Annotated in this window: 20 protein-coding genes; 15 read left to right on the top strand and 5 right to left on the bottom strand. The window is 67.5% G+C overall.

Going from position 1 to position 22,696, the window contains the following annotated elements:
* Positions 1-684: 684 nt before the first annotated feature.
* Positions 685-810, bottom strand: a complete 126-nt coding sequence (locus ACQHGV_RS13335) for a hypothetical protein (RefSeq protein WP_276208024.1) — start codon at positions 808-810, stop codon at positions 685-687.
* Positions 811-1,061: 251 nt separating this feature from the next.
* Between ACQHGV_RS13335 and ACQHGV_RS13330 the strand changes: the two genes are divergently transcribed.
* Entirely contained in the window at positions 1,062-1,760 is a 699-nt protein-coding gene (locus tag ACQHGV_RS13330; RefSeq protein WP_440978551.1) for a phosphatase PAP2 family protein, read from the top strand.
* On the opposite strand, the gene ACQHGV_RS13325 is transcribed toward ACQHGV_RS13330, so the two are convergent.
* A complete protein-coding gene (locus tag ACQHGV_RS13325; protein ID WP_440980212.1) occupies positions 1,737-2,576 on the bottom strand; it encodes an HpcH/HpaI aldolase/citrate lyase family protein in 840 nt (279 codons plus the stop codon). The genes ACQHGV_RS13330 and ACQHGV_RS13325 overlap by 24 nt on opposite strands.
* A 6-nt stretch (positions 2,577-2,582) precedes the next feature.
* On the bottom strand, positions 2,583-3,590 hold the full coding sequence (gene galE, locus ACQHGV_RS13320) for a UDP-glucose 4-epimerase GalE (protein WP_440978550.1): 1,008 nt from the start codon (positions 3,588-3,590) through the stop codon (positions 2,583-2,585).
* Positions 3,591-3,667: 77 nt separating this feature from the next.
* Between galE and msrA the strand changes: the two genes are divergently transcribed.
* Positions 3,668-4,207 carry a peptide-methionine (S)-S-oxide reductase MsrA gene (msrA, locus tag ACQHGV_RS13315; protein WP_440978549.1) on the top strand — a complete coding sequence of 180 codons (540 nt, stop codon included), beginning with the start codon at positions 3,668-3,670 and terminating at the stop codon, positions 4,205-4,207.
* 116 nt (positions 4,208-4,323) lie between these two features.
* On the opposite strand, the gene ACQHGV_RS13310 is transcribed toward msrA, so the two are convergent.
* Complete coding sequence (locus ACQHGV_RS13310; RefSeq protein ID WP_440978548.1) at positions 4,324-5,259, bottom strand: L-threonylcarbamoyladenylate synthase; 936 nt, start codon at positions 5,257-5,259, stop codon at positions 4,324-4,326.
* A gap of 87 nt (positions 5,260-5,346) precedes the next feature.
* Here ACQHGV_RS13310 and ACQHGV_RS13305 point away from each other — a divergent pair, with 87 nt between their 5' ends.
* The 13 genes from ACQHGV_RS13305 to ACQHGV_RS13245 all read left to right on the top strand — a co-directional run bounded on the left by ACQHGV_RS13305 (position 5,347) and on the right by ACQHGV_RS13245 (position 20,127).
* The gene (locus ACQHGV_RS13305; protein WP_440978547.1) at positions 5,347-6,165 is read left to right on the top strand and encodes an arylamine N-acetyltransferase family protein; all 819 of its coding nucleotides are present in this window, start codon (positions 5,347-5,349) and stop codon (positions 6,163-6,165) included.
* A gap of 467 nt (positions 6,166-6,632) precedes the next feature.
* Positions 6,633-6,947 carry an STAS domain-containing protein gene (locus tag ACQHGV_RS13300; RefSeq protein WP_440978546.1) on the top strand — a complete coding sequence of 105 codons (315 nt, stop codon included), beginning with the start codon at positions 6,633-6,635 and terminating at the stop codon, positions 6,945-6,947.
* Positions 6,944-7,312, top strand: coding sequence for a response regulator (locus tag ACQHGV_RS13295; protein ID WP_183950073.1), 369 nt, complete (start codon positions 6,944-6,946; stop codon positions 7,310-7,312). Before ACQHGV_RS13300 ends, ACQHGV_RS13295 begins: the two co-directional genes overlap by 4 nt.
* The gene (locus ACQHGV_RS13290; RefSeq protein WP_440978545.1) at positions 7,309-9,261 is read left to right on the top strand and encodes a chemotaxis protein CheA; all 1,953 of its coding nucleotides are present in this window, start codon (positions 7,309-7,311) and stop codon (positions 9,259-9,261) included. The genes ACQHGV_RS13295 and ACQHGV_RS13290 overlap by 4 nt, the downstream gene beginning before the upstream one ends.
* A complete protein-coding gene (locus tag ACQHGV_RS13285; RefSeq protein WP_420854078.1) occupies positions 9,248-9,775 on the top strand; it encodes a chemotaxis protein CheW in 528 nt (175 codons plus the stop codon). Before ACQHGV_RS13290 ends, ACQHGV_RS13285 begins: the two co-directional genes overlap by 14 nt.
* A 26-nt stretch (positions 9,776-9,801) precedes the next feature.
* The gene (locus ACQHGV_RS13280) at positions 9,802-11,601 is read left to right on the top strand and encodes a methyl-accepting chemotaxis protein (protein ID WP_440978544.1); all 1,800 of its coding nucleotides are present in this window, start codon (positions 9,802-9,804) and stop codon (positions 11,599-11,601) included.
* Between the two features lie 208 nt (positions 11,602-11,809).
* A complete protein-coding gene (locus tag ACQHGV_RS13275; protein ID WP_440978543.1) occupies positions 11,810-13,492 on the top strand; it encodes a methyl-accepting chemotaxis protein in 1,683 nt (560 codons plus the stop codon).
* Complete coding sequence (locus tag ACQHGV_RS13270) at positions 13,489-13,986, top strand: chemotaxis protein CheW (RefSeq protein WP_183950081.1); 498 nt, start codon at positions 13,489-13,491, stop codon at positions 13,984-13,986. The genes ACQHGV_RS13275 and ACQHGV_RS13270 overlap by 4 nt, the downstream gene beginning before the upstream one ends.
* 75 nt (positions 13,987-14,061) lie before the next feature.
* Positions 14,062-14,913: a CheR family methyltransferase gene (locus tag ACQHGV_RS13265; protein WP_440978542.1), complete on the top strand. Its 852-nt coding sequence runs from the start codon at positions 14,062-14,064 to the stop codon at positions 14,911-14,913.
* Positions 14,914-14,917: 4 nt separating this feature from the next.
* On the top strand, positions 14,918-15,991 hold the full coding sequence (locus tag ACQHGV_RS13260) for a protein-glutamate methylesterase/protein-glutamine glutaminase (protein ID WP_440978541.1): 1,074 nt from the start codon (positions 14,918-14,920) through the stop codon (positions 15,989-15,991).
* A gap of 19 nt (positions 15,992-16,010) precedes the next feature.
* Positions 16,011-17,720 (top strand): hypothetical protein, encoded by a 1,710-nt coding sequence (locus ACQHGV_RS13255; protein ID WP_440978540.1) that lies wholly within the window; start codon positions 16,011-16,013, stop codon positions 17,718-17,720.
* 134 nt (positions 17,721-17,854) lie between these two features.
* A complete protein-coding gene (gene poxB, locus ACQHGV_RS13250) occupies positions 17,855-19,579 on the top strand; it encodes a ubiquinone-dependent pyruvate dehydrogenase (RefSeq protein ID WP_440978539.1) in 1,725 nt (574 codons plus the stop codon).
* A complete protein-coding gene (locus ACQHGV_RS13245) occupies positions 19,576-20,127 on the top strand; it encodes an FUSC family protein (RefSeq protein ID WP_440978538.1) in 552 nt (183 codons plus the stop codon). Before poxB ends, ACQHGV_RS13245 begins: the two co-directional genes overlap by 4 nt.
* On the opposite strand, the gene ACQHGV_RS13240 is transcribed toward ACQHGV_RS13245, so the two are convergent.
* Positions 20,105-22,687, bottom strand: a complete 2,583-nt coding sequence (locus ACQHGV_RS13240; protein ID WP_440978537.1) for a cellulosome protein — start codon at positions 22,685-22,687, stop codon at positions 20,105-20,107. The two genes, ACQHGV_RS13245 and ACQHGV_RS13240, sit on opposite strands and share 23 nt — an antisense overlap.
* Positions 22,688-22,696: the final 9 nt, after the last annotated feature.

Below are 22,696 nucleotides of genomic sequence, written 5' to 3'. Positions count from 1 at the left end.
ACCATGATTGGACCCGGGAAGCGAAAACCGAGTGGAGATATCAACCTCCACTGCACCCTGCCGGTGCAAGTCCCCAGCAAATTCGCGACAACCGCCGCTTCTGTTTATCGCCTTGATCATGAACTGCGATAAGCCAGGCTCATAGTCCGAGCCTGATTCAGGCTTGCATGCGTGAAGTCGGCTTTCCCCCACTAGGCATCGAACGCGCCCATAGCGCTCGATGCTAAAGTCGTGCTTCAAAACGCCGCCGTCCACGGTGCTGCTTGGGAAAAGAGAGATGTCAGATTCCACGATATCAATCGATGGCGTGACCCCGTGCGAGCGAGTTTCCATTTGCACCGGAGCGTGAGCCGAACCGGCCAGCACGGCTGCGATTATGGATGTGATCATACCAGCCCTATATACCCCTTGGGTTCAGCTATGAACCAAGACAGGCGGGTGTCCGGCCGATTCAAGCAATTATCTTTTGGGGGCACGGGCGGGGGCACCCGCTCAATCGGCCTACTAGAAAACGACGAAGATCCGCCAATTTTGGCCTTGTTCATGGTAGGCGGCGGACCCACCACGGGGGCGATAGGGTGACGATCCACCCGATCCCGATGATTTCCGATTGTATCGCGCGAGGACGGTCCCGGCCGCCCGAATGGCTTCGGCCCGTGGGATGACGAGCCGAAGACCGGTTGGTCAGAACAGGTGCTGGACGAGCTTCGATGCGCCAAAGGCGACGCCGCCGACCGCGATCCAGCTTGCCATGGCGCCAAAGGTCAGGACCATCAGGCGATCGAGCGGGGACATGATGTCGTCGTTCATGGTGTTGCCATCCTCTCCCACCGGTCTGTTCGCCGGTGTGAGACAAAAATGCGACAAAATGCGGGAACACGCAAACCCGTTTTTCGAATAATGCTGATCGAAATACTGATCGCAAAGCCATGCGGCGGAGCGGTTGAGCGAAAATCTCGTTCGATCAGCATGATGCTGCGCCGATCCTTGATGTCATGCGCCCGATGGAGGAAAGCCCGGCCCCTATGAGCGACCCCCATTCATTGAAAATGCCATCGATTGTGCCCGAATCGGCCGAACCCGAAGTTCGACCCTCGGCGATGCCGCCGGCGCTGCGTGGCGCCGTGGCGGGCGCGGTGGCGCTGGCGATCCTGCTGATCGCCGGATTGCTGGTCGATCACTGGCCTTTCGACTGGGACCGGGCGATCCTGGTGGGCCTGCGCGAACATGCCCATTCGCGTGCTCTTGCGAAGGCGGCGGTCGACATCACCGCGCTGGGCAGCGTGCCGGTACTGGTGCTGATGGTCGCAGGCGCGGCGATTCTGTTGCTGGCGCGGGGGCTGTGGCTGACCGCGCTCGCGGTGGCGGCGGCGGGGATCAGCGGCGGCGCGGTGGTGACCCTGGTCAAGAACGCCGTGTCGCGCGCCCGGCCCGATCTGGTGCCGCATTGGGTGGACGTGTCCAACGCCAGCTTTCCCAGCGGGCATGCGGCGGGCAGCGCGATGGTCTATCTGACGCTGGCGGCGCTCGCGACCCAGGTCACGCGGCATCACCGCATGCGGCAGGCCATCATCCTGCTGGCGCTGCTGCTGGTCGGCGCGATCGGGGTGAGCCGGGTCTATCTGGGCGTGCACTGGCCGTCCGACGTCGCCGCCGGGTGGAGCTTCGGCACGCTTTGGGCGCTGGGCTGGTGGTGGGCGACCGCGAAGCTGCGCGTGTCCTGGGCCGCCGGTGGATCAGTCGGCCGCGCGCGCCAATAGGGCCTGCGCCGCTTTCAGGTGCGGCGCATCGACCATGCGCCCGTCCAACTGAAGCGCGCCGGCTCCGGGATTCGCGGCGAACAAGTCGACGATCGCCTGCGCGCGCGCCAGTTCGTCGGCGGAAGGGGTGAAGGCGGCGTTGATCACCGGCACCTGCGCAGGGTGGATCGCCATCATGCCGGTAAAGCCATCGCGCCGCCCGCGCGCGGCATAGGCGGCAAGCCCGTCCAGATCGCGGAAATCGGGATAGACGGTCTCGATCGCCGCGACGCCCGCCGCATGCGCGCCGAACAGCGTCAGCGAGCGGGCGAGCTGATAGGGGGCGGTATAGCCGCCATCCGCCTCGCGCGCGGCCGTCGCGCCGATCGCCGCCGGCAGGTCCTCGGCACCCCAGGTCAGCCCGGCGAGCGGCACGCTGGCACCGGCATACTCGCCCAGCTTGAAGATGGCGGCCGGCGTCTCGGTCGCGATCGGCAGGACGGGGATATGGGTGAGGCCGCGCGCCGCCAGCGCGTGCACGCTGACCAACCCTTCCGCCTTGGGCAGGACGATGCCGTCGGGGCGCGCGTCGGCGATGGCGGCGAGGTCATCGGCCGCCAGCGGACCGTCGATCGGGTTGATGCGGACGAACAGCATCACCGCCGGGTCGCGCGGCGCGGCGAGAAACGCCGCGACCGCCGCCCGCGCGGCCGGCTTGGCCTGGAGCGCGACCGCATCCTCCAGATCGAGGATCAAGGCGTCCGCGCCCACCCCCATGGCCTTGGCCATCCGGTCGGGCCGGTCACCCGGCACGAAAAGGAGCGAGCGCAGCCGCATCATCCTTTAGCGGCCCATCTCGGCCAGCTTGCGCTCCCAGGCGAGCGCATCGCGGACGATGCCGTCCAGATCGTCGCGCTCGGGCCGCCAGGGCAGGGTGGCGAGGATCGCGCTGTTATCGGCGACCAGCTCGGCCGGGTCGCCCGCGCGGCGGCCTTCCATGCGGCGCTCGATCGTGTGGTTGGTCACCCGGTCGACCGCGTCGAGCACTTCGAGCACCGAGAAGCCGCGACCATAGCCGCAGTTGAGCGTGTGGCTCTCGCCCGGCTGTTCGACCAGCAGTTCGAGCGCGGCGACATGCGCGGCGGCGAGGTCGGAGACATGGATATAGTCGCGCACGCCCGTCCCGTCGCGGGTGGCAAAGTCGGTGCCATAGACGCCCACCGCCTCCCGCTTGCCGATCGCCGCCTCGACCGCGATCTTGATCAGGTGAGTCGCGCCGACCGTCGACTGGCCCGTGCGGCCCTTGGGATCGGCACCCGCGACGTTGAAGTAGCGCAGCGCGCAATAGTTGATCGGATGCGCGGCGGCGACGTCCTTCAGCATGATCTCGGTCATCAGCTTGGACATGCCGTACGGATTGATCGGCGCCTTGGGATCATTCTCCGACACCGGCACCTTTTCGGGCGTGCCATAGGTGGCGGCGGTCGAGGAGAAGATGAAGTGGGGCACGCCCTCGGCCACCGCGCTTTCGATCAGCGAACGGCTGGCCGCGGTGTTGTTGCGATAATATTTGAGCGGGTCGCTGACCGACTCCGGCACCACGACCGACCCGGCGAAATGCATGATCGCGCGCACCCGGTGTTCGCGGATCGCGGCGCGGACCTTGTCGTCGTCGGCGACGTTCGCCACCACCAGCGCAGCGCGCGGATCGACCGCCCAGTCGAAGCCGGTGACGAGATTGTCGAGCACGACGACCTCATAGCCGGCATCCAGCAGCGCCAGCACGGCATGGCTGCCGATATAGCCGGCCCCGCCGGTCACCATCACCTTGCCGTCGATCGCCGCCATCATCTTTTGTCCCAAGTCGTTGGATTGCCGTCGCCTAGCCGCTTCCTATCTAGGCAGACAAGACGACAAGGAGATTCCGAGTGACCGAATATGTGACGCTGGCCGGCGGTTGTTTCTGGTGCACCGAGGCGGTGTTCAAGGACGTGATTGGGGTCGAATCGGTCGAAAGCGGCTATATCGGCGGCAGCTTGCCGAACCCGACCTACAAGCAGGTATGCGGCGGCGATACCGGCCACGCCGAGGCGATCCGCATCGGGTTCGATCCCGAACAGCTGGCGCTGGACGATCTGCTCGACATCTATTTCGCGACGCATGATCCGACGCAGCTCAATCGCCAGGGCAATGACGTCGGCACGCAGTATCGCTCGGCAATGTTCCCGGCGGACGAGGACCAGGAGGCCGCGATGAAGGCGGCGATCGCGCGGACGCAGGCCGGGCTCGACAAGCCGGTCGTCACGACCATCGAGCCGATGGCGCCGTGGTATCCGGCCGAGGATTATCACCAGGATTATTGGGAAACCTCGGGCCGCGCCAATCCCTATTGCATGGCGGTGATCCCGCCCAAGCTCCAGAAGCTGCGCAAGAGCTTCGCCGCGCGGTCGAAGGCGGTGACGGGGTAACGCTATTTCCCTTGGCCTTCGACTTCGCTCAGGCTGAACGGGGGACGGGAATTGATCCTGGTCTCCGTTCGCACTGAGCGAAGTCGAAGTGCACGCGTGACGCGCGCGCCCACACCTTATCGCGTCGCCGCGCGCCGCAGCCGGTCGTTGATCGCCTCGCCGATCCCCTCCGCCGGGATCGGGGCCACCGCCAGCCGCGCATAGTCGCTCGCGTCCGCGCGGTGGAGCGCGTCGAACAGCCGGGCGGCGGCCTCGACCGGGTCGCCGTTCGCCGACAGGCTGTCCTGCCCCGCGACCGCGCCGAAGCCGATCAGCCACTCGTCCGCCTCCGCCGCCATCGCGTTCAGCCGCAGGGGTTTGCGGGGTGCGTAGTGGCTGGCCAGCTGCCCCGGTGCGGTGACGATGGAGGGGGCCTGGGGGCCTTGCTCGACCGAACCCAGCACCGTCGCCAGCATCGTCGCCGTGATCGGGCCGGGACGCAGAATAGTGCGGCCCGCGACGATCGTCGATTCCAACCCCGCCTCGGTCGCGCCGTCGTCGAGCACGGGCACGCCCGCCCCCAGGCTGGCGCGGACATGCGCGGCGCGGGTGGGGCTGATCCCGCCGCTGGCATTGGCGGAAGGGGCGGCGAGCGGGCGGCCGCTTGCCGCCAGCAGCGCCTGCATCGCGCGGTGGCGCGGCACGCGGATGGCGACGGTATCCAGTCCCGCCGTCACCAGCGAGGCGATGCCCGACCCCGCTTTGATCGGCCGCACCAGCGTCAGCGGGCCGGGCCAGAACGCCTCGGCCAGCGCCAGCGCGTCGGCGTCGAACATGGCCAGGCCGCATGCCGCCGCCAGATCGGGCACATGGACGATCAGCGGGTTGAAGGACGGACGCCCCTTGGCTGCATAGATGTGCGCGACGGCGTTCGCATCGGTCGCGTCGGCGGCCAGGCCATAGACCGTCTCGGTCGGCACCGCGACGATCCCGCCCGCGCCGATCACCGTCGCGGCCGCCTGGATCGCGGCTGGGCTGAAGGGCAGGGTCGGGTCGTGATCGGGAAAAGTCATGGTCGCGAGGGGCTATAACGCCTCGGATGCGCGCGGATAAGGGGCCGCCCTTCGACAATCGGCGCGGGCCATCCTATCTCGGGCATCATGTTCGACCTTGATACCTATCTCACCCGAATCGCCCTGCCGTCCCGCGTCACCGTCGATGCCGATGGGCTGGCGCGGCTGCAATGGGCGCACCGGCTGGCCATCCCGTTCGAGAATCTCGACGTCCGGCTCGGCCGGCCGATCGCGATCGACAGCGCCAGCGTCTTCGCCAAGCTGGTCGGTGCCAAGCGCGGCGGCTATTGCTTCGAGCAGAACCGGCTGTTCCTCGATGCGCTGGCCGCGCATGGTTTCACCGCCCGGCCGCTGCTCGCGCGCGTCTGGCTGCGTGCGACCGACGTGCCGCCGACCACCCACACGCTCAGCCTGGTGCATATCGACGGGCAGGACTGGATCGCCGATGCCGGTTTCGGTGGCAGCTATTCCCCGCCGATGCCGCTGGTCGACGGGATCGAGGCGGACGGACCCGATGGCGCGCGCTTCCGACTGGTGCGCGACGTCCAGCATGGCTGGATGCTGCTGCGCGATGGCCATCCGGGGCTGACCGACGGCCGTTCGGCGGGCGAGGGGTGGGAGCCGCAGTACAGCTTCACCACCGACCAGGTCTGGGACGCCGATCTGGCGATGGGCAATCACTGGACCGCCAATCACGAAGACAGCCGGTTCCGCCAGGCCAATATCGTCAGCATCATCCTGCCGCGCGGCTTCGCGACACTGACCGACCGCCACTATCGCCGCCGCGTCGGCGAGGAAGAGACGAGCGCGACGATCACCGATCCGCGCGTCTATCGCATGCGCATGAGCCTGATGTTCGGGATCGACCTGTCGGCCGAGGATAACGCGACGTTGTTCGCGGAATAATCGCGCGGCGCTATCGCCGGAGTCGTCGGGGTGTACGGGGCGGGAAGGCCATTCCCGCCCCATTTTCATGGCCCCGACGCCGTTCGGGCCAATCAAAATATGTCGATACCATCGCGACGGCGGACCGATCGGGTCGCCGCATCGCGCTATCGTCGCCATTTTGGCGACTTTTGCATCATTCAAGTATTTGAAAGGCCGGCCTTTCCCTGCAGGGGAAAGGACGAAGCGGCAATATTTGTCCACTCCCGTTACATTTAAGCGCGATTTTACCTTTGTCGCGTATTCCCAAGAGGAACATGGGGGGATCGAATATGACAAGCCACGGGGCCGATCCACGGCCCGACACGAAACCGCACCGCCGCTGACACGCCATCGTCGTCACGATCGGCACGGGCTGCTTCGTCTGACCTGAATTCGGTGGGCGCGTATGGTCGCGCGTCTCGCCCCCTTGCGTAAAGGATTATCCGATGTCGATCACCCTGGTGACGGCGGCCGAGGACCTGTGCCTGCCGACGATCGGTCTGCTCGCGGACCAGCTGGAAGGCGCGATCGCGCCGGGCGGCACCGTGCGGCTCGACCTGTCCGCCGTCGCCGCGCCCGACCTCAGCGTCGTCCAGCTCGTCCAGTCGGCGCGCGTCACCGCCGACCGGCGCGGCTGCGACTTCGCGCTTGCCGCGCCCGCCGGCGAGCGCCTGCAAAAGCTTCTCGACCGGGCGGGTTTCCTGCCCTGTCCCACCCCCGAACATACCCAATTCTGGTTCCACGGAGATTCCCCCCAATGAGCGCTTCCATCCTGACCGTCGACGACAGCGCCAGCCTTCGGATGGCGATCCGAATCGCGCTGACCGGTGCCGGCTATGCGGTGACGGAAGCCAGCGACGGGGCCGAGGGATTGGCCAAGGCGACCGCGACCCGGTTCGACCTGATCGTCACCGATCTCAACATGCCCAACATGGACGGCCTGTCGATGATCCGCGCGCTGCGTCAGCAGCCGGCGCAGGCGGGCGTGCCAATCATCTTCCTGACCACCGAATCGGATGACGCGATGAAGGCGCAGGCCAAGGCGGCGGGCGCCACCGGCTGGCTGGTCAAGCCGTTCCAACCCGAACAGCTGATCCGCGTCGCGCAGAAGGTGCTGGCGCGATGAACGGGGAAGATCCCGCCGCCGCCTTTCGGGTCGAGGCGGGCGAGCTGCTCGAACAGGTCGAACAGGGCCTGCTCGACCTGGGGCATCGCCTGGACGATATGGGGCTGGTCAACGCGGTCTTTCGCGGCCTGCACACCCTGAAGGGGTCGGGCGCGATGTTCGGCTTCGACGCGCTGGCCGCCTTCACCCATCATTGCGAAAGCGCGTTCGACCGGGTGCGCAAGGGCGATGTCCGGGCGACGCCGGAACTGGTCGACGTGATCCTGTCGGCGGGCGACCATATGCGCGCGCTGGTCGATGGCGACGCGCCGGCGGCCGAGGGGCAGGCGATCCTGGCCCGGCTGGCGGCGGCGGTCGACGCGGCGGCTGGGGGCAATGCGCCCGCCTCGGCGGCGTCGACGAAGCGCGGCTGGACCCTGTCCTTCCGCCTGCCGCCCGATGCCATGGCCAACGGCACCAATCCGCTGGCGCTGCTCGACGAGCTGCGCGAGCTGGGTGAGGCGACGATCGTCGCGCGGGTGGATGACGTTCCGCCGCTGGGCGAATGCAATCCCGCCCATTGCCTGATCGGCTGGGACTGCACGCTGATCGGCGACATTTCCAGGGACGCGATCGAGGACGTCTTCCTGTTCGTCATGGACGATATGGACATCACGATCACGCCGCTGACGGTCGAGGACGAGGCGCCGGTCGCCGAGGCAATCGTCGAGGAGGTGATACCGACCGCCGAACCGGTCGCCGCCAACGATGCTGCCACCCGTACCGCCCGTACCCAGGGCGAGAATGTCCGCGTTCCCGCCGAGCGGCTCGACGAGCTGATGGACCGGGTAGGCGAGCTGGTGATTGCGCAGAGCCGGTTGTCGCAGCTGGCCGCGCATGGCCATGACCTCAGCCTGCGCTCGGTCTCCGAGGAGATCGAGCGGTTGACCGGCGAGATGCGCGACACGATGATGATCCTGCGCATGGTGCCGGTATCGACGCTGTTCGGCCGCTTCCGCCGCCTGATCCACGATCTGGCGATCGAGACCGGCAAGGCGATCGAGCTGGTCACCGACGGCGAGACGACGGAGGTCGACAAGACGGTGATCGAGCGGCTGTTCGATCCGCTGGTCCATATCATCCGCAATTCCTGCGACCATGGGCTGGAGACGGCCGAGGCGCGCCTCGCCGCCGGCAAGCCGGCCTCGGGCGTCATCCGGCTGAGCGCGCATCAGGCGGGTGGCGAGGTGCTGATCACCATCACCGATGACGGCCGCGGCATCGATCGCGAGCGGGTGCGGGCCAAGGCGGAGGCCAATGGCCTGATCCAGCCGGGTCAGGCGATGAGCGACGACGAACTGCTCGGCCTGATCTTCCATCCCGGCTTCTCGACGGCGGCGCAGGTGACCAACCTGTCCGGGCGCGGCGTCGGCATGGATGTCGTCAAGCGCACCATCGAGAGCCTGCGCGGGTCGATCGACGTCAAGAGCGTCGACGGCCGGGGATCGACCATCACGCTGCGCATCCCGCTGACGCTGGCGATCATCGAGGGGCTGCTCGTCCGGGTGGGCGAGGGGCGCTACGTCATCCCGCTGGCGGCGGTCGAGGAATGTCTGGAGCTATCGCTGGAAGACGATCTGCGCTCGCGCGGACGCAGCCTGATCACGCTGCGCGACACGCTGGTGCCGTTCGTGCGGCTGCGCGAGATGTTCGCGACCGGCACCAGGCCCGATCCCTTTCAAAAGATCGTGGTGGTCGCCACGGGGCGCGAGCGCGTCGGCCTGGTCGTCGACCAGATCGTCGGCAACCACCAGACCGTCATCAAGTCGCTGTCCGCCTTCCACCGGGGTGCGGCCAGCTTTTCGGGGGCGACGATCCTGGGCGACGGCAGCGTCGCGCTGATCCTCGACGTGGCGCAACTGGTCGCCATGGCCCAACCGCAGGAGGAGATGCTTCGTGCCGCAGGATAAGATGCGCGCGTCGGACGGACCGACGCCGGACGGACTCATCGCGTGGAACGCACATGGTGAGCTGGAGGTGCTGATCTTCGACCTGGGCGGCGAGACCTTCGCGCTGGAGGCGACCCTGGTTCAGGAGATACTGGACCTGCTGCCCGAAACCTTCATTCCCGGCGCACCGGCGCTGGTCAGCCATGTCGTCAATTTCCGGGGCAAGATCGTGCCCGTCGCCGACCTGCGGCTGGCCTTCGGCATGGAGCCGACCCCGCCGAGTGCGGACAGCCGGATCGTGGTGATCGAACTGGAACTGGCGGGGGAGGCGACGCTGCTCGGCCTGCGCACCGACCATGTCCATGAAGTCGCGACCCTTCGCCAGGCGACGAGCGAGGCGGTGCCGACCGTCGGCATAGGCTGGCGTCGCGATCATGTGCGCAGCCTGATCCGGTGGAAGGACGATCTGGTCGTCCTGCCCGATCTGGCCGCCATCCTGGTGCCGGCGATGGGGGCTGCGGCGACCCGTCAGTAGATTTTCACAGGTTTTTGGAGGGGTGTATGAGAGCGACGATCAAGATGAAATTGGGCGCGACATTCGCGTTTATCATCTTCTGTCTTTTGGTCGTGGTCGGGCTTGGCATCACCAAGCTGAGCACATTGAACGACACCACGACCGAAATGGTCGCCGGCCCGGCGACGCGGCTCGACCGCGCGCAGACGCTGAACGAGCGGGTCAGCTTCATGGTGCGTGCCGAAAAGAACATGGCGCTGACCGATGACAGCGCGCTGACCAACAAGTTCGACGGCGATCTCATGAAGACGCGCGGAGAGGTCGAGGCGCTGATTTCGACGGGGCTTGGGACCGCGACCGAGAAGGGCCGTCCGCTGTGGAACGACATCCAGGCGGCGTATCGCAACTATATCCCGATCAACGACACGATCCGCGAACTGGCCAAGCGCAATCAGAACGCACAGGCTGGCGCTTTGTCGATCACCAAGTCGCGCGAGATGGCGATGCGCATGTCGGCGCTGTCTGCCCAGCTGGTGTCGTTCGCCAAGAACGATCTGCAGACGGCCAGCAACGATGCACAGACCACCTATGACAATGCCCGCAACGTGATGCTGGGCGTCGCCGCGATGGCGATGTTGATCGCGGTGGGCGGCGCGCTGTGGATTTCGCGGATCGTGTCGATGGGCCTCAAGAAGGTGTCGGTCGCGGTCGAGGCGGTGTCGATCGGCGACCTCGATCAGGACGTCGTCGTCACCAGCAATGACGAGATCAAGGACCTGGTCGAGACCGTCAACCGCATGACCGCCAATCTGCGCCAGAGCGCCAAGCTGGCCGATACGATCGCGGCGGGCGACCTGACGGTCGAGCATCAGCCGCTGTCGGACAAGGACAAGCTGGGCCATGCGCTGGTGTCGATGGTCGAGCGGCTGCGCGGCGTGGTCGGCGATGCGACCCAGGCGGCGCAGAATGTCGCGTCGGGCAGCCAGCAGCTGTCCTCCTCGTCCGAACAGGTGAGCCAGGGCGCGACCGAGCAGGCCGCCGCCGCCGAGGAAGCCTCGGCGTCGATGGAGCAGATGGCCGCCAACATCAAACAGAATGCCGACAACGCGACGCAGACCGAGAAGATCGCACGCCAGTCGAGCCAGGACGCCGAGCAGAGCGGCGTGGCGGTGCAGGAAGCGGTCGTCGCGATGCGCACCATCGCCGAGAAGATCGGCATCGTGCAGGAGATCGCGCGCCAGACCGACCTGCTGGCGCTCAACGCGGCGGTCGAAGCGGCGCGCGCGGGCGAACATGGTCGCGGCTTTGCGGTCGTCGCCGCCGAGGTCCGCAAGCTGGCCGAACGCAGCCAGACGGCGGCGTCGGAGATCAGCGGCATGTCGTCGGCCACCGTCACCGCCGCGACGCAAGCCGGCGAGATGCTGACCCGGCTGGTGCCCGACATCCGCCGCACCGCCGAACTGGTCGCCGAGATCAGCGCGGCGTGTCGCGAACAGGATATCGGCGCGAACCAGATCAACGAGGCGATCCAGCAGCTCGACAAGGTGACGCAGCAGAACGCCTCGGCCTCCGAGCAGATTTCCTCGACCTCCGAGGAACTCGCCAGCCAGGCCGAGGAACTGCAAGAGAGCATCGCCTATTTCACGGTCACCCAGGCGGCGCGTGCGAACCCCGGCCGCGGTGCGGCGCCGGTCCGCAAGCCGGCGGCACCGGTGAAGAAAGGCAAGGCGGCAGCGTCGCGCCCCGGCTCGGTCGCCGACCAGCAGGCGCGGGTACGCGGCTTCGCGCTCGACCTGACCAATGGCGGGCCGGACGGCGAGGATGCCGAGTTCGGACGCGCCGCCTGACCTTGCGGGCGGCGAGGCGGGAGTATTGCTTCGCCGCCGGCAAGTGAAGATGTCGGGCTGCTATTATGTATTTGTTATGACAACAGATATATCCACTTTGAACGCAGAAGACCAAAAGCAAACCAATCTTTCATTTCTTGCACTGTAAATCGATTGCAGGGGCCGGCGAGGGGTATGGTGTCGGCCTGTGTTTCAACGGGGATTTGCTATGCGCGCGACGATCAAGATGAAATTGGGGATGACCTTTGCCATTGTCATCGCACTCTTATGTGCGGTCGTAGGGGTTGGCGTCGCCAAGATCGGCACGTTGAATGCCATGATCGCCGACATCGTCGACGGGCCGTCGCGCCGCATTCAACTGTCGTTGACCGCCGATGGCGATATCGGTCGGGCGATTCGCAACGAAAAGAACATGATGATGACCGAGGATCTGGCGTTGAAGCGCGGCTTCGACGTCAAGTTCGCGGACTATAACGGCAAGATCGACGACAGTCTGAACGCGGGCTTGAAGATCGCCACGGAACAGGGGCGTCCGGTATGGACGGCGGCGCTGGAGGAATGGCACGCCTATAAGGGGGTCAGCGACCGCGCTCGCGCCCTGGCGATGCAGAACCGCAATGCCGAGGCCGCACAGATCTCGATGACCGAAGGGCGTGAGATTGCGATTCGGTTGAGCGCCACATTGCTGAAGCTGGCGGGCATCACTCAAGGGCAGATGACGACCGCCACCCGCGAGGCGAATGAATTGTACGACACGGCACGCACGACGTTGCTGGTCACGGCGCTGGTCGCGCTGCTGATCGCGGTGGCGGGCGCGGTCTGGGTGGCCCGACTGGTGTCGAAGGGGCTGCGTACCGTCGGGGAAGCCGTCATGGCGGTCGCCGATGGCGATCTGAGCAAGGAGGTCGTGGTGAACAGCAATGACGAGATCAGGGACCTGGTCGATACGGTCAATCGCATGACCGAGCGCCTGCGCGAGACGATCGGCGAGACGGCGCAGGCCGCGCACAATGTCGCATCGGGCAGTCAGGAACTCTCCTCCTCCTCCGAGCAGGTGAGCCAGGGCGCGACCGAACAGGCCGCCGCCGCTGAGGAGGCCTCGGCCTCGATGGAGCAGATGGCCGCCAACATCAAACAGAATGCCGACAACGCGACCCAGACCGAGAAGATCGCGCGCCAGTCGAGCCAAGACGCCGAACAGAGCGGCGTGGCGGTGCAGGAGGCGGTCGTGGCGATGCGCACCATCGCCGAGAAGATCGGCATCGTGCAGGAGATCGCACGCCAGACCGACCTGCTGGCGCTGAACGCGGCGGTCGAGGCGGCGCGCGCGGGCGAACATGGTCGCGGCTTCGCGGTCGTCGCCGCCGAGGTCCGCAAGCTGGCCGAACGCAGCCAGACGGCGGCGGCCGAGATCAGCGGCATGTCGTCGGCCACCGTCACCGCCGCGACGCAGGCCGGCGAGATGCTGACCCGGCTGGTACCCGACATCCGCCGCACCGCCGAACTGGTCGCCGAGATCAGCGCGGCATGCCGCGAACAGGACATCGGTGCGAACCAGATCAACGAGGCGATCCAGCAGCTCGACAAGGTGACGCAGCAGAACGCCTCGGCCTCCGAGCAGATTTCCTCGACCTCCGAGGAACTCGCCAGCCAGGCCGAGGAATTGCAGCAGAATATCGCCTTCTTCCGTGTCGGCGACGAAGAGCCGCGCCGCTTCCGCGCGACGGGGGGCACCGCCAAGGCGCGCGCCGTCGCGGCGAAGGCGGCCCGACCGGCGGCGTCGCGTCCCGGCTCGATCGCCGACCAGCAGGCGCGGGTGCGTGGTTTCGCGCTCGACCTGACCAATGGCGGTCCTGACGGCGAAGACGCCGAATTCGGGCGCGCGGCATGAGCGCCCCGTCCGGAGACATCCAGGTCGTCGTGTTCGGCCTGGGCGAGGAGGAATTTGCCCTGCCGGTGACGGCGGTGCGTGAAATCCTGGACCATCGTCCCGCCTATCGGATGCCGGGCGCGCCCGCCTGGTTCCTGGGGCTGACCGATGTGCGCGGCGATTCGGTGCCGATGGTCGACCTGCGCGTGCGGCTGGGGATGATCGCGGCGGATACGACGCTGGCGACCCGTATCCTGGTCGTCGACATTCCCCAGGGCCAGGACGGCACGCCGGCGATGGCATTGGGGCTGGTCGTCGACCGGGTGCTGGATGTCAGTACCTTCGGCCCCGACGCGATCGAAGCCTCGCCCGACATTGGCGGCCGCTGGCGGTCCGACCAGATCGCGGCGATCCTGCGCCGCGGCACCGGCTTCGTCGCGCTACTCGACCCGGCGCGCCTGTTCGCGGGCACCGACGGCGTGAATGCCCTGAACGGACTGGGCCTGGCGGCCTGATCCCTCGCTACGCCGGCCGCCATGTCGTGACGTGGTGGCCGGCGATCTTCCACGGACGACATAGGAGCCGTCTTCTTGAGCAATCTGGCCCGTCAGGCGGTGATGTCCGATGCGCTTCGGCGCAGCGATTTCGATCGCATCGCCGCCTATGTCTACCGGGAATGCGGCATTCGCCTGCCGCCGGTGAAGATCACGATGATCGAGGGCCGGTTGCGCCGCCGGGTGCGCGCGCACGGCCATAGCAGCCTGAGCGATTATTGCGGCTGGCTGTTCGACGGCGACAATCTGGCGACCGAGCGCGAGCATCTGCTGAACGCGGTCACGACCAATAAGACCGACTTCTTCCGCGAGCCCAAGCATTTCGACTATCTGGTCGGCACCGCGCTGCCACAGATGCGCGATGCGGGGATCGATCGGCTGCGCGTGTGGAGCGCGGCCTGCTCGACCGGCGCGGAACCCTATACGCTGGCCATGCTGCTCGACGCCTTCGCGCAGGATCGCCAGGGGCCCAATTACGGCATACTCGCCACCGATCTGGACAGCGAAGTACTGCGCATCGCCCGGCGCGGCGTCTATCCCGCGGCGATGCTCGATCCCGTGCCGGCGGCGTTGCGCGCGCGCTATGCGATGCGCGCCAATGACCCCAAGCGCGGCGAGATGCGGATCGCGGCCAGTCTGCGCGCCGCGATCGGCTTTGCCCAGATGAACCTGATGGACGAACGCTATCCGGTCGGCGATCCGATGGACATCGTCTTCTGCCGCAACGTCCTGATCTATTTCGACAAGCCGACCCAGGAAAAGGTCGTGCGACGCCTGACCGAATGCCTTCGCCCCGGCGGCCTGCTGTTCCTGGGCCATTCGGAATCGATCGCCGGCTTCGACCTGCCGCTCAAGACGGTCGCCAACACCGTCTTCGCACGGGTCTGACGCGATGAAGACAATCCGTGTGCTGATCATCGACGACAGCGCCAGCGTCCGCCAGGCGATGACCGCGATCCTGTCCGCCGACCCACAGATCGAGGTGATCGCCGCCGCCGCCGATCCCTTCGCCGCCGCGCGTTACATTCAGGAAGAGGTGCCCGACGTCATCACGCTGGACGTCGAGATGCCGCGCATGGACGGTATCACCTTCCTGCGCAAACTGATGGCGCAGCGGCCGGTGCCGGTCGTCATGTGCTCCTCGCTGGTCGAGGAAGGGTCGGAGACGTTGCTCCAGGCGTTGGAGGCCGGCGCGGTCGACGTCATCCTGAAGCCGCGCGTCGGCGTCGCCGATCATCTGGCCGAGGCGCATATGATGATCCGCGAGACGGTGAAGGGCGCCGCCACCGCGCGGCTGGGCGCGCGTCGCCAGACCCGCACCGCGTCCCCTGCGCAGAAGCTGACCGCCGATGCCGTCCTGCCGCCGCCCACCGGCCGCGCGATGAGCCGTACGACCGAGATGGTGGTGTGCATCGGCGCCTCGACCGGCGGGACCGAGGCGCTGCGCGAGGTGCTGGAGGCGCTGCCCGCCAATTCGCCGGGCATCGTCATCGTCCAGCATATGCCCGAGAGCTTCACCCGCGCCTTTGCCAAGCGGCTCGACGGGCTGTGCCAGGTCGACGTCAAGGAGGCCGAGGACGGCGACACGGTGATGCGCGGCCGGGTGCTGATCGCGCCGGGCGGGCTGCGCCACACCATGCTGGAGCGGCAGGGCGCACGCTATGTCGTGTCGGTGCGCGAAGGGCCGCTGGTGTCGCGCCATCGCCCCTCGGTCGACGTGCTGTTCCGCTCGGCGGCGCGCAATGCGGGGGCCAATGCGGTCGGCATCATCCTGACCGGCATGGGCGACGACGGCGCGCGCGGGCTGCTGGAAATGAAACAGGCGGGCGCGCGCACCTTCGCGCAGGACGAGGCGACGTCGATCGTGTTCGGCATGCCCAAGGAAGCGATCGCGCGCGGCGCGGCCGACAAGATCATCCCGCTGGGCAGCGTCGCGCGCGAACTGCTGCACGCCACCGCCCGCTGACCGGAGAGGACACGCCACCATGTTCATGGAACGCATCACGCCCGATTCGGTGATCCTGACGCCGGTCGTCGCGCTGGCCGACCAGCTGGAAGCGGAGATGAGCGGGCTGGAGGATGCGTTCCGACAGACCGGCGAGACGCTGGCCTCCGCGATCGACACGATCGACGGCATGGCGCGCGGCGTCGCCGACATCCGCCGGTCGCTGTCGCCCGAGACGGCAGGGGCGGCGGTGGAGCGGTTGCGCCAGGTCGCCTATCGTCTGACCGCGCTGCCCGTGATCCAGCGTCGCCGCGCGGTGGAGGTCGAGACGCTGACCGGCCGCGCGCGTGAACTGCGCCGCCTGTTGGAAGAGGTCGGCACCATCCTGAAGCTGCTCGGCATCTATGGGATGAACATCAAGATCGCCTCGTCGGGCGAGGCGGCGTTCTTCAACTTCGTCGTTGGCATGGACGAGAAGCTGGCGAGTGGCCGGCAGGAACTGCACCATATCGAAAAGGAGCTGGACCAGTTCGGGCAGGTGGTCAGCGAGGTGCAGAAGGCCGATCGCTCGCTCGCCGCCGAATGCCAGCGTGCAGGGGATGCCCTGCCGACCGAGCTGACGAGCAACGCCAACGCGCTGCAGGAGCATGTCGAGGCGGTGATGCGCATGACCGACGAGGCCGATGGCGTCATGCGCACGGTGCAGGGCGAGGTCGCGCGTATCCTGGGCGCGATCCAGATCGGCGACAGCGTGCGCCAGCGTGCCGAACATGGCATCACGATCCTGCGCCGGATCGCCGCGCACGACGCGGGCGAGATGACCGTGCCCGTTTATGCATCGGCGCATATGGCGCGGCTGGTGGCGGCGCAGCTGGAGGCGATGGCGGCGGATTTCGGGCAGGAGATCAACGCGATCGTACCCTCGCTCGAACGGCTGGGGCCGCTTGCCGACACGCTGCGCATGCTGTTGGAAGCGAACGGCGGCGATGACGGGCGGATTCTGGTCGAGCTGGAGACCGGCATCGCCAAGCTGGGCCATGTTACCGACCAGCTTTGCCAGGCCGATGCGCAGCTGGCCGAATTGACCGGCTTTGTCGGGCAGACGCTGGCCGATCTGACCAGCGGGCTGGCACGTATCCAGAATATCGCGGTCAATGTGCAGGACATCTCGACCAACACCCAGCTGCTGTGCCGGCGGCACGGCACGCTGGGCCGTGCGGTGGCGGTGATCGCCAAGGAGGTGGCGCCGTGCGCCAGCCGCCTCGACCAGTTAAGCATCGCGGTCGGGCAGCTGATCGGCGTGCTGGCCGCGATCGATCTGGTCCAGGATGCCGGCGCGGCGGATACCCGCCATGTGCTCAGCGATGCGCTGACCGTGGTGCGCGGCGCGTGCGACAGCTCTGGCGCGGCGATGGCGCGCGCCGGGGGGCAGGCTTTGCGCATCGCCGCCTCGCTGGAGGCGACCGCCAGCGATCTGGCGCAGCAGCGCGGCTTCGTCGAGACGCTGCTGCTAGCCGGGCAGTCGTTGTCGCTCTATGCCGATCATGTCGCGCCCCCGGTCGATCCGGATGGCGGTTTCAGCGAGGCGGATGAGGAATCCCTGCGCGAGCTGATGCCATGGGCCGCGCGGCTCTATACGATGGCGTGCGAGCGCGACATCCATGCCGCCTTCCTGCGGCCCGGCATGGCGCCCATGGCGGCGCCCGTCTCGGCGGTGACCTTCGACGATGACGATGACGGGCTGTTTTGACGCCTGTCTGATGTCTTGGTGAAAACAATTTCACATCGTCAGGGGAAGCCAATCGCCGTCCCCATCGTTTCGCTGATGCAGCATGGGCAGGCCCCTCTGGCGGCCGCCCCCTTTCAGCAATGGGATGATGGCATATGGCCGAGACGATCGCCGACCTTCTGAACCGGACCCTGGTCGAAGCCGGGGTGGAGCGCATCTGGGGCGTGACGGGCGACAGCCTGAACGCGCTGAACGACAGCCTGCGCAAGTCGGGCCAGATCGACTGGATGCATGTCCGCAACGAGGAGGCGGGGGCTTTCGCCGCCGGGGCCGAGGCCGCGGCGACCGGCGCGCTGGCGGTCTGTGCCGGCAGCTGCGGTCCGGGCAATCTCCACCTGATCAACGGCCTGTACGACTGCCACCGCAACCGCGTGCCGGTGCTGGCGATCGCGGCGCACATCCCGTCGAGCGAGATCGGCCTCGGCTATTTCCAGGAAACCCATCCGACCGAGCTGTTCCGCGAATGCAGCCATTTCTGCGAGATGGTGCAGGACGCCCGGCAGATGCCCGAAATCCTCCACCGCGCGATCCGCACCGCGATCGGTGAGCGCGGGGTGGCGGTGCTGGTCATCCCCGGCGACGTCGCATTGCAAACGGCCCCCGAAACCCGTGCGGTGCCCTTCCCGCCGCTGGCCGCGCCGCGCATCCTGCCCGATGACGGCGTGCTGGCGCAGGTCGCCGAGCTGCTGAACGGGTCGAAGGCGGTAACGATGCTGTGCGGTGCGGGCACGGCGGGCGCGCATGACGAGGTCGTCGCGCTCGCCGCCGCGCTGAAGGCGCCGATCGTCCATGCCTATCGCGGCAAGGAATGGATCGAGTGGGACAATCCGTACGATGTCGGGATGACCGGGCTGATCGGCTTTTCCTCGGGCTATCATGCGATGATGGATTGCGACACGCTGCTGATGCTCGGCACCGATTTCCCCTATCGCAACTTCTATCCCGAAAAGGCCAAGGTCGTGCAGATCGACCGCGATCCCGGTGCGCTGGGCCGGCGCGTGCCGATCGACCTCGGCGTCGTCGCCGATGTGCGCGAGGCGGCGCGCGGCCTGTTGCCGCTGATCCAGGACGGCCGCGACGACCGGTTCTTGGAAAAGGCGCGCGCGCATTACCGCGATGCGCGCAAAGGGCTGGACGACCTCGCCACGCCGCGCAAGGACGACCAGCCGCTCCATCCGCAATATGTCGCCCGCCTGGTCGACCGGATCGCGGCCGAGGATGCGGTCTTCACCGCCGATGTCGGCACGCCCGCCGTCTGGGCGGCGCGCTATCTGACGATGAACGGCAAGCGGCGGCTGATCGGGTCGTTCAACCATGGCTCGATGGCCAATGCGCTGCCCCAGGCGCTGGGTGTGCAGGGCGCGTTCGCGGGTCGGCAGGTGGTGTCGCTGTCGGGCGATGGCGGTCTGGCCATGCTGATGGGCGACATGCTGACGGCGGTGCAGATGCGGTTGCCGATCAAGGTCGTCGTCTTCAACAACGCCTCGCTGGGCTTCGTCCAGATGGAGCAGAAGGCGGCCGGCTATGTCGACACCAATGTCTCGCTGCAAAATCCCGACTTCGCCGCGATTGCGCGCGAAATGGGGTATCTGGGCGTGCGCGTCACCCGTTCGGATGCGCTGGAGGCGGCGCTGCGCCAGGCGTTCGCGCATGACGGCCCGGCGCTGGTCGATGTCGTGACCGAGACGCAGGAACTGATCATGCCGCCCAAGATCCAGGCCGAGCAGGTGAAGGGCTTCAGCCTCTACGCCGCGCGCGCGGTTCTGAGCGGGCGGGGCGACGAAGTGCTGGAGCTGGCCAGGGCCAATCTGTTCCGGTGACGCCGCGCCCGGCCCTGCGCACCTGGGTCACCGCGCGGTGGCCGCTGACCGAGACGATCCGCACGGTCGCGTTCATCGCGCGCTGCACCGGCGCGGCGGTGGCGGCGCTGGTCATCGCGCAGCAATGGCACCTGAACCACCCCGTCTGGGCCAGCGTCTCGGCGCTGGTCGTCTCGCAGGATCAGCTGGGCGACACCAACCGCTCGCTGGCGTGGCGGATCGCGGGAACGATGATCGGCGTCGGCGTGGCGATCCTCGTCGCGCTCGTGATGACGGAGGCGAGCGCGGTGGCGATGCTGGCGGTCGCGGTCGGCATCACCTCGGCGATCGCCCGGCTGCGCAGCGAACTTCGGCTGTGCATGTGGACGGCGGTGATCGTCCTCCTGACCGTGCCCGCCGGCGGCTCGGTGCTGTCGGCGGCACTCGACCGCGCGCAGGAAGTGCTGCTGGGCGTCGCGGTCGGGGCGGTGCTGCACTGGGCGGCCGACCGGCTGCTCTTCCGGCGGAAGGTGCAGCCGGAGGTGGTCACGGCATCGGCGTCACCGTGATCCGGTCGATATTGGGTGCATAGGCCGAACGCAGCAGCACGCCGGGCCAGGTCTGCGAGGCATAGCTGCGGCCGTCCCAATCGGGCTGTTCCTCGCCCGCGATCCGGATGCTGTTGGCCCCCGCGCGCAAGGCGACGGGCACGGTCATCTCCCACCAGTTATTGGCGTGGAAGCTGTTGGGGAAGGTCGCCAGGACGGGCTTGGCACCGTTGACGGAAATGCGTGCGGTGCGGGCGAGGGGGTCCGGGTTGTAATGCGTCGCCTTGGACTGTTCGTCGTTGGAGAAGCGGATGGTCAGCGCATAGCTGCCCGCCTTTTCCACGGTCACATTCGGGAAGGTCAGCGTGTTGCCGTTGCCGGGCACACCGCCGATGTCGAACACCGCCCGGCCGCCACTGGCGAGCGACACCGCACTGATCCGCGCGCTGCCCGCGACCTGCGCGGCTTCGGCCTCGTAATGGCGGGACGCGGCATCGGGGGCGGGGGCGACGCGCAAGGTGCGGAGCGTGGCGAGCGGCCCCGTCACCACGACCTTGTTGATCCCGCCGAGCAGGAAGGCGGTCTCGCCCGCGACCGGGCGGCCATTGACCGTCATGCGCATCCGCCCGCGCGCGTCGGGCGTCAGCCGCGCCAGACCATCCTGCGCGCCATATACCCAGAAGGTCGCCCGGCCATCCTTCACCATCGCGTCGCGCACGTCATAGGTGGTGGTCGTCTCGGCCGGATCGGCGGCGGTCAGGGTGATACGGTCGACCAGCGCATTGCCCCGCGTCTGCCGCTGTCCGTCCAGGCTGCGCGTCGCGAGCGTCAATATGTGGCGGCCCTGCGGCAGCGAGACGACCGTATCGACATGGTCGAGCACCGAGGGCTTGTAGCCGAGCGGCAGCAGGAGTTCGGTCTCGCCCGCCGCCTGGTTGTCGATGCGCAGGAAGACGTTGGTCGGCCCCTGCGCCTCGGCCAGCGGGTCCTTGTTGAAGGTGCTGGCCAGCACACGCAGATCGTAGCGGCCGGCGCGCGGCACATCGACCGCGAAGTCGAGTGCGGCGTCGGCGCCGGTCTTGAACCCCTCGACCGTATAGGCGCCCGAGACGTGGAAGCGGTCGACATTCTTGGGCGAACCCTCGGGGCCGCGGATGCTCAGGCCGGTGCCGCGCCGGGTCGCCGTTTCCGCCTCGTAATCCTGGGTCCAAGGAATCGCGACCGGGGCGGGGGGCGCGCCCTCGGCGGGGGTCACGACCAGTTCATAGGCGGCTTCCTTGCGCAAAGCCGGCAGCCCGTCCCGGCCGAAGGTCAGCGCCACACCGCCGTCGCGCACCGGCAGGATGCGATCGGCCAGGAGGGCGGGCGGGGTGGCATCACCGAGCTGCCCGGTCCAGCCGATCATCCGCACCCGCACGTGGACACTCGCGCCGAAGGCGGCGGGGAGGCGGTTCAGCGCGATGGTCGCATCGCCGCTCTTGCCGCCGAACAGCACGCGCGACTGGCGACGCGCAGGGTCGAGCGTCGCGACGCCCTGCAGCGTATAGCTCTGGTCGGGATGCGGCGGGGTGACGGCCAGCGTATGGCCGCTCATCGTCGCATAGGCGTTGAGCAGCCACCATTGCCCGTTGCCGCGATTGGCCTGGACGGCGGAGTCGCTCAGATTGCCGTCGATATTCCAATAGGCGATATCGGCATCGACCTTGGAATCCTCGATCGCCGCCACCCATTGCACCATCTGGCCGGGAACCGAGGTGTGATAGTTATAGGCATATTCGTTGATGTTGATGGGCAGATGGCGGCCCTGCCACTTGGTCCCGGCGAACAGCCGATCCTCCCACGCGCGATATTTCCGCACGCTGGTGCGCACCGTCGCGGGATTGCTGAGTTCGTGCCACGTCACGATGTCGGGCATGGTGTCCGCCGCGATGGCGTGGCGCAGGAAACCCTCCACCTCGGGGTAGAGGATGCTGGTGTTCGGCCCCGCGATCCGCGCGCCGGGCAGTTCCTGGCGGATCATACGCACCGCGCGGTCCCAGGCGTCGTTGAACGCGGTCGGGTCCTTTTGCCACCGTATATTGTTGCAGCTCTTGGGACCTTCGGCGAACATGTTCCCGTCGGGCTCGTTATAGGGCACGAAGACGATGCGGTCGCGGTAACGCTTGTCCATGCCCTTCACCTGGCGGACTTGGGCGCGCAGCTTTTCGATATAGGCGGTGACCGATTGCGCGCAGTCGCCGGTCTTCCAGTTATACGGAAACTCGCGGTTGATGTCGGTCATGTAGATATAGGTGTCGCCGCCCGACGCATCGGTCAGCAGCGTCGACACCTCTAGCGCGTCGGCGCCGGGATGCTGGGGCCCGTCCTGCGCCTTGGTCGAGACGGTGCGCAGGCCGATGCCCTCGACCAAATTGGGATGCGGCAGGCGCGCGTCATACAGGCCATAGAGCGTGCCCGACGCCCCGCCATGAAAGGCGCCGGTGTCGCTCGCCATGTCGACCTCCAACCGCTCCTGCGCGACGGCGGGCAGGGCGGCGGAGCCGAGAAGGGCTGCCAGCAACAGGCGAAGCGGGGAGGACATGAGGCGGGC

Source organism: Sphingomonas pseudosanguinis, assembly GCF_052056765.1.
GTDB classification, from domain to species: domain Bacteria; phylum Pseudomonadota; class Alphaproteobacteria; order Sphingomonadales; family Sphingomonadaceae; genus Sphingomonas; species Sphingomonas pseudosanguinis.
The sequence above is the reverse complement of the archived record's forward strand: the minus strand, read 5'-3'. Positions and strand labels throughout refer to the sequence as shown.

Bases quoted from the DNA above. Each gene is read 5' to 3' on its own strand.
- ACQHGV_RS13335 (WP_276208024.1), bottom strand. From the start codon at position 810: ATGAACGACGACATCATGTCCCCGCTCGATCGCCTGATGGTCCTGACC.
- ACQHGV_RS13325 (WP_440980212.1), bottom strand. From the start codon at position 2,576: ATGCGGCTGCGCTCGCTCCTTTTCGTGCCGGGTGACCGGCCCGACCGG.
- galE (WP_440978550.1), bottom strand. From the start codon at position 3,590: ATGATGGCGGCGATCGACGGCAAGGTGATGGTGACCGGCGGGGCCGGC.
- ACQHGV_RS13310 (WP_440978548.1), bottom strand. From the start codon at position 5,259: ATGACTTTTCCCGATCACGACCCGACCCTGCCCTTCAGCCCAGCCGCG.
- ACQHGV_RS13305 (WP_440978547.1), top strand. From the start codon at position 5,347: ATGTTCGACCTTGATACCTATCTCACCCGAATCGCCCTGCCGTCCCGC.
- ACQHGV_RS13300 (WP_440978546.1), top strand. From the start codon at position 6,633: ATGTCGATCACCCTGGTGACGGCGGCCGAGGACCTGTGCCTGCCGACG.
- ACQHGV_RS13295 (WP_183950073.1), top strand. From the start codon at position 6,944: ATGAGCGCTTCCATCCTGACCGTCGACGACAGCGCCAGCCTTCGGATG.
- ACQHGV_RS13290 (WP_440978545.1), top strand. From the start codon at position 7,309: ATGAACGGGGAAGATCCCGCCGCCGCCTTTCGGGTCGAGGCGGGCGAG.
- ACQHGV_RS13280 (WP_440978544.1), top strand. From the start codon at position 9,802: ATGAGAGCGACGATCAAGATGAAATTGGGCGCGACATTCGCGTTTATC.
- ACQHGV_RS13275 (WP_440978543.1), top strand. From the start codon at position 11,810: ATGCGCGCGACGATCAAGATGAAATTGGGGATGACCTTTGCCATTGTC.
- ACQHGV_RS13270 (WP_183950081.1), top strand. From the start codon at position 13,489: ATGAGCGCCCCGTCCGGAGACATCCAGGTCGTCGTGTTCGGCCTGGGC.
- ACQHGV_RS13260 (WP_440978541.1), top strand. From the start codon at position 14,918: ATGAAGACAATCCGTGTGCTGATCATCGACGACAGCGCCAGCGTCCGC.
- ACQHGV_RS13255 (WP_440978540.1), top strand. From the start codon at position 16,011: ATGTTCATGGAACGCATCACGCCCGATTCGGTGATCCTGACGCCGGTC.
- poxB (WP_440978539.1), top strand. From the start codon at position 17,855: ATGGCCGAGACGATCGCCGACCTTCTGAACCGGACCCTGGTCGAAGCC.
- ACQHGV_RS13240 (WP_440978537.1), bottom strand. From the start codon at position 22,687: ATGTCCTCCCCGCTTCGCCTGTTGCTGGCAGCCCTTCTCGGCTCCGCC.